This window comes from Microbacterium xerophyticum (genome assembly GCF_053543555.1).
Genome location: NZ_JBLVOB010000006.1, coordinates 848,972 through 855,406 on the forward strand (window position 1 = coordinate 848,972; position 6,435 = coordinate 855,406).

Genomic DNA, 6,435 nt, shown 5'->3' on the forward strand with positions numbered 1-6,435 from the left:
CCCGCCCCGCCGCGAGGCGTCGGTTCTCCGCCTCATCCATATCTCGCCGACATACCCGGCACCAGAAAGGAACGTCGTGCATCCCACCGTCCCCCACCTCTCCCTCCGTGAGAAGGCTGAGCTCGTTTCCGGAGCAGCGTTCTGGACGACTCGCGCTATCGAAAAGCACAACATCGAGTCCGCCACCCTCACGGACGGCCCGCACGGAGTGCGTCACCAACGGGCAGGCTCTGATCACCTGGGGATCAACGACAGTGAGCCTGCCACCAGCTTCCCCACGGCCGCATCGACCGGATCGAGCTGGGACCCGTCGCTCCTCGAGAGAATGGGACTGGCGTTGGGTGCCGAATCCCGACAGCTGGGCGTGGACGTGCTCCTCGGCCCGGGAGTGAACATCAAGCGCTCTCCGTTGTGCGGAAGGAACTTCGAGTACTTCTCCGAGGACCCGCTGCTTTCCGGTGCGCTCGGCGCGGCGTGGGTTCGCGGCGTCCAGTCCCAGGGCGTTGGGGCATCGGTCAAACACTTCGCGGCGAACAACCAAGAGACCAACCGTATGCGCATCAGCGCGGAGGTTGATGAGCGCACACTGCGGGAAATCTATCTCCCCGCATTCGAGCAAGTCGTTCGCGACTCACGACCGGCGACCGTCATGTGCTCGTACAACAAGATTAACGGCACCTACGCGTCGCAGAACCGGTGGCTCCTCACGGGTCTGCTCCGCGACGAGTGGGGGTTCGACGGATACGTCGTGTCGGATTGGGGTGCCGTCGTCGACCCCGTCGCGGGCGTCGCCGCCGGCCTTGACCTGGAGATGCCCACCTCGGGCAATCGAGGCCCGAGCCTCATCGAAGCCGCCGTCACCGCGGGCGAGCTCGACGAATCGCTCCTCGACCAGGCGGTCTCCCGCATCCTCACCGTTCACGACCGCCTCCGCGACGACCGCACAGCGGTGACAGCGGATCACGAGTCGCACCATCAGTTGGCACGTGAACTGGCTGCGGCAGGATCCGTGCTCCTCGCCAACGAGGGCGACCTGCTTCCCCTAGACGCCACACACGGCGGCAGCATCGCGGTGATCGGGGAGTTCGCGCGCACCCCTCGGTATCAGGGTGCAGGAAGCTCCCACATCGTTCCCACGCGCCTCGACGACGCGCTCACCGCGATCAGGGCAGCGACAACGCGTGACGTAAGGTTCGCGCCCGGATTCACCATCGATGATGGTGACGACGCTGCTCTTCGGACAGAAGCAACCGAGATCGCTCGTACCAGCGACATCGTTCTGCTGTTCCTGGGCCTTCCCGATGCAGCCGAATCCGAGGGCTTCGACCGGACAGACCTTCTCCTTCCCGGCAATCAGCGCGAGCTCTTCGAGGCTGTACACGCTGTCAACCCGAACATCGCCGTGGTCCTCAGCAACGGATCGGTGGTCTCTCTCGAAGGCATCCGAGGCACAGCGCCGGCGATCCTCGAGATGTGGCTCGCGGGCCAGGCGTCCGGCACTGCGGCAGCGGACATCGTGTTCGGTGTCGCCGAGCCCGGCGGGCGCCTCGCTGAGACCATCCCCGTGTCCCTGGCTCACACCCCCGCGTACGTCAATTGGCCCGGCTCCAACGGAACCGTGCACTACGGGGAAGGCGTATCGGTCGGCTACCGGTGGTACGACATCACGGAGCGGGACGTGGCCTATCCGTTCGGTTTCGGTCTGGGGTACACCACGTTCGCGTACAGCGACCTGCGCGTGACCGTCGCGGATCCCACGACAGCCCACGTCGTCGTCGAAGTCACTGTCGAGAACACCGGTTCGCGTGCAGGCAGCGATGTCGTGCAGGTCTACGTCGGCGAAGATCGACCGAGGGTGACCCGCGCGCCTCGCGAACTGCGCGCCTTCAGGAAGGTGCACCTCGCCCCAGGTGAGCGCACGACTGTGACCTTCGAGCTGGGCGAGAGGGCGTTCGCCTGGTGGGGCGCCAGCGGCTGGACGGTGACACCCGGTTCCTACGCGGTCACCGTCGGCCGTCACTCCCGCGACCTGTCGCTCGAGCAGTCCATCGTCTTGTTCACCCCGGAGCCTGTCGTCGCGCTCGCACCCGAATCCACCATCGGGGAATGGCTGTCCCACCCCCTGGGGAACACGGTGGTGCGCGAACTCTTCTCGTCGATGTCCGGCACGGGCGGTCTTCCCACGGATTCGGACACCTTGAAGCTCATCGAAGACATGCCGCTTCGCACGATGATTAGCTTCGGCGCCGGTGGCGTGAACGGCGAAGACACCGTCCGTCAGCTCCTCACACAGGTCGCGACGTAACACGACGACCCCGTCCGCCATTCACATCGGGCCGAGAGCCGCGCGGCGCGCTCTCGGCCCCTCGCGCAGCACACACCACGACCCGTCGCGGGTCCGACCTCGGAAAGGCACACCATGCCCGCATCGCCTCCCTCCTTCCTCTGGGGCGCGTCCACCGCTCCGCACCAGATCGAAGGGAACAACGTCAACCGCGACTGGTGGGCCCTCGAACTCTCCACGCCCGGCATGGAACCAAGCGGCGACGCTCTGGACAGCTACCACCGGTACGGGGAAGACATGCGCTTGGTGGCCGATGCCGGACTCACCGCCTACCGGTTCGGCATCGAATGGGCACGAATCGAACCTGCACCCGGACAATTCTCCCAAGCTGAACTGCAGCACTATCGACGCATGATCGACGAGGCTTTCCGCTTGGGACTCACGCCTGTGATCACCCTCCAGCACTTCAGTACACCGCAGTGGTTCTCCGCAGAAGGCGGTTGGCTCGTCGACAGTGCCGTCGACCGGTTCCGCGCGTACGTCCAAGCCGTCGCTCCCATCCTGGACGGGGTCGAATGGGTGTGCACGATCAACGAGCCCAACATGCTGGCGATGATGAGCAGCCTCGTGCAAGCAGTGGAGCACGGCGATGTATCCGAATGGCAAAGCCCGACCACCGACGGCGCTGAGGGCGGAACGCAACCCGTGCTGCCTGCTCCGGATCCCGAGATCGGTCGGCGACTCGCACGAGCGCACGTCGCCGCTCGCGAAGTGCTCAAGGCGAGCACGGGCGCTGCGGTGGGTTGGACCATCGCGAACCAGGCCTTCTACGCCTCCCCGGAGAATGAACCAATCCTTGTCGAGGAGCGCTTCGTGCGCGAAGACTTCTACCTGGAGGTCTCTCGAGACGACGACTTCGTCGGAGTCCAGGCGTACTCGACACAAGAGATCGGCAAGAACGGTCCGATACCTCACGCGCCTCACCCCGACAACACCATGATCGGAACGCCCTACCGCCCCGATGCCGTGGGCATCGCCGCCCGTCACGCGTGGGACGTCACCAACGGCACCCCTGTACTGGTGACCGAGAACGGCATCGCCACCACCGACGACACCCGTCGCATCGCCTACACGACGGACGCGCTCGCCAGCCTGTTCGACGCGATGGATGACGGTGTCGACGTGCGAGGGTACCTGCACTGGAGCCTTCTCGACAATTACGAATGGGGACACTGGGGGCCCACCTTCGGTCTGGCGTCCGTGGACCGGGACACCTTCGTGCGTACCCCGAAGCCGAGCCTGGCGTGGCTGGGCGGCGTCGCTCGGTCAGGGAACCTGCACCACCCACAGCCGGCGGCAGACCCGCGATGACGACAGCACGCCAGGACCTGTCCCAGCCTGAGGCCCGCCGCAGCCCGCTGAACGCTTCGCAGTTTCGAACGCCCCCCACCGAGGACCGCCCGGGCATGCGGTGGTGGTGGCAGTCCCCGGTCCCGCCGGAAGAACTTGTCCGCGAGATGCGTGCCATCGCCGACGCCGGCTTCGGCGAGGTCGAAATCGCCTTCTCGCCGGGATTCTGGGCCGACGACGCGCAAAGGCACGCCCTCGGCGTCGTACTGGAGGAGGCGTCTCGCCTCGGAATAGGCGTCGCGACCACCCTGGGTGCCGAATGGCCGCTGCAAACGCCGAACACGAGCAAAGGCACCCCGAACGCGTCCAAAGAACTGCAGTACGGTGTCACGTACCTGCCGGACAGCGCCGGGCGAGTAGACATTCCGCGTCCCTTCGACAACGTGGAGAACCAACGCGGAGGCGAACTCGTCGCATTGACCTTGGCTCGAGTGATTCGTCGACTGCCGGGGGCGACGACCAGGATGACCCAGGACCCCTGGCGCGGCGAAATACGAGAGATCGTCGGCCCGGACGAATCGTCGCTCCTCGACCCCTCCTCACTGGAAGTAGTGACCGGCGAAGTCATCGACGGCTCGTTTCTGTGGGACGGCCGGCCCGCCGAGTGGGCGCTGTTCGCTTTCTGGATGCGCGACTCCGAGCAGGGGGTCACCAGTTTCCTTGACCGGTCAGCCGCCATCGCGGCAACCGAGTACATCGACGTGCATCAGATCGGTCCGCACAACGCCGCACTGCTCACCGATGCGGGAACCGATCTCTTCGAGGACTCGCTTGAACTGAACGCCGACTCGCTGTTCTGGTCCACCGACTTCCTCGAGCGTTTCGAAGCCCGCCAGGGATACGACCTCACCCCGTACTTGCCCGCACTCTTCGCGCACGGCATGTGCCGGTACTGGGTGCCGAACGACGAGCCCACCCCCGACTTCGAGTTCGAAGGTGATAGCGGGGCGCGCGTGCGCCACGACTACTACGAACTGCTCACGGACCTCTACATCAATGACCACCTTCTCGTTCTGCAGAACTGGGCAGCCTCCTACGGTCTGCGGCACAAAGCTCAGGTCGCATACGGTCAGAATCTTGAGCCGGTTCGAAGCAACCGGGAGTTCGTCCGCCACGGGGGCCACGCCGAGGGAGAATCACTGAACTCCGGGGACCGGGCCCCGGTGTCCCGCACGCACCCCAACTGGAGGTTCGCCCTCGATTGGCAGCGATCCATCGTCGGGGGTGCACATCAAGGCGGCGCGGTGCGGATCAGTACGGAACTGGGAGCACAATTCGCCGCGGCCTTCACGCTGACGCTCGGGGACTTGAAGCAGATGCTCGACAAGGAATGGGCGGCGGGGATCACCAAGCCGTTCGTTCACGGGTTCGCAAGCCAAGCTCCCGACGCCTCGTGGCCGACGCAGTCGCGCTTCTTCGACTACGTCGCCGACTCGTGGAACGACACACATTTCCCGGAATGGGGAAACTGGCGTCCCCTCACCGACTACTGGGCACGGGGCACTACGGTTCTCGAAACCGGAGTGCCGCGGACCGATGTCGCGTTCTATCGCAATAGCTTCCTCACCACCGCGGCCCGCGGCTTCGGCGAAGCCGATTTCACGGCGCCGTCCCAGCTCATCGACGCCGAACCGCTGGAACGCGCCGGGTACACAATCCAGATCGTCGACGCCGTCGGTCTCGTCGAAGGCGCGACGGGCTCCGAGGACGGATGTGTGTTCCCGGACGGACCGGCATACCGGGCGGTCGTCGTACAGGCGAAGTCTTTCAACCCCGACGCCGCCGAGGCGCTCGACCAAGCATCCGCAAAGGGACTTGCCGTCCTCATCGTGGGCGCAGCGCCGACATCCGCGTCGGGCTTTGGTGATCCGGGAGGAGACGAACGCGTAAAGTCGGCCTTCGCGCGCCTCCTCGACCGCCCCACCACCCGCCGCATCGATGACATCGACGCGGCAGCCGCCGCGCTCGCAGATGTGGGAGTGACCCCGCGCACGATGGTCGACGGACACGCCCTCCTGACACAGTGGCGCGACGCGCAGACGAGCCAATACCTTCTCGTTTACAACACAGACGACACCACCGTCGATAGCCGCATCAGCATTGAGGGTGAGGGATCGCTGCACGAGCTGGATCTATGGACCGGTCACCGCCATCGAATCGCAGCTCACCACGAGAGCGGCCGCACCGCGACTTCGATCACACTCGGGCCCCTGGGCCTGAGGATCTTCGAACTGGTCCTCGAAGACACGACGACCGCTCCGATCTTCCAGGACCTGCCCTCATCCGCCTCCCGGTCCACGGACCTTCCGGTGGACGTGTGGTCATTGCGCGTTCACACAGAGGAGCCTGACGGCCCGCGCGACATCCAATTGGACGGCCAGGGCCCCAGCGACTGGAGGAGCATCCCGGAGCTCGAGTCGACGTCGGGGACGGGCGTCTACCGCACCCGAGTACTGGAGACCGCCGAAGGCCGCATCACACTTCACCTCGGAGATCTGGCCGGGTCCGCGAGCGTGCGCGTCAACGGGACGGTCAAGGGCTTCGCCTACGTGCCGCACACCGTCGTCGACATCGGCGACGGCGTACGGCAAGGCGATGTTCTCGAGATCGAAGTCCGCACCCCCCTACGAAACGCCGTTGTCGCAGCAGGCACCCGTGACGGTGCTGGGTCCGTCACGCGCACACAAGGTCTGATAGGGCCGGTCCGTCTACTGCGCGAGGGCTGAATGGGACGGGGGGGG

Annotated in this window: 3 protein-coding genes; all 3 read left to right on the forward strand. The window is 65.7% G+C overall.

Translation table 11 applies throughout. The features are described 5' to 3' along the window. A partial coding sequence (locus ACNPNP_RS10795) for a glycoside hydrolase family 3 C-terminal domain-containing protein (RefSeq protein ID WP_448966018.1) occupies nucleotides 1–2,305 on the forward strand: 2,305 nt, incomplete at its 5' end. Nucleotides 2,306–2,419: 114 nt separating this feature from the next. Beyond that, on the forward strand, nucleotides 2,420–3,655 hold the full coding sequence (locus ACNPNP_RS10800; RefSeq protein ID WP_448966019.1) for a family 1 glycosylhydrolase: 1,236 nt from the start codon (nucleotides 2,420–2,422) through the stop codon (nucleotides 3,653–3,655). A gap of 146 nt (nucleotides 3,656–3,801) precedes the next feature. Beyond that, entirely contained in the window at nucleotides 3,802–6,420 is a 2,619-nt protein-coding gene (locus tag ACNPNP_RS10805) for a glycosyl hydrolase (RefSeq protein WP_448966020.1), read from the forward strand. The last annotated feature ends 15 nt before the right edge of the window (nucleotides 6,421–6,435 follow it).

Excerpts from the sequence above, each read along its gene's own strand:
- ACNPNP_RS10805 (WP_448966020.1), top strand. The coding sequence starts at position 3,802 with ATGCGTGCCATCGCCGACGCCGGCTTCGGCGAGGTCGAAATCGCCTTC.
- ACNPNP_RS10800 (WP_448966019.1), top strand. The coding sequence starts at position 2,420 with ATGCCCGCATCGCCTCCCTCCTTCCTCTGGGGCGCGTCCACCGCTCCG.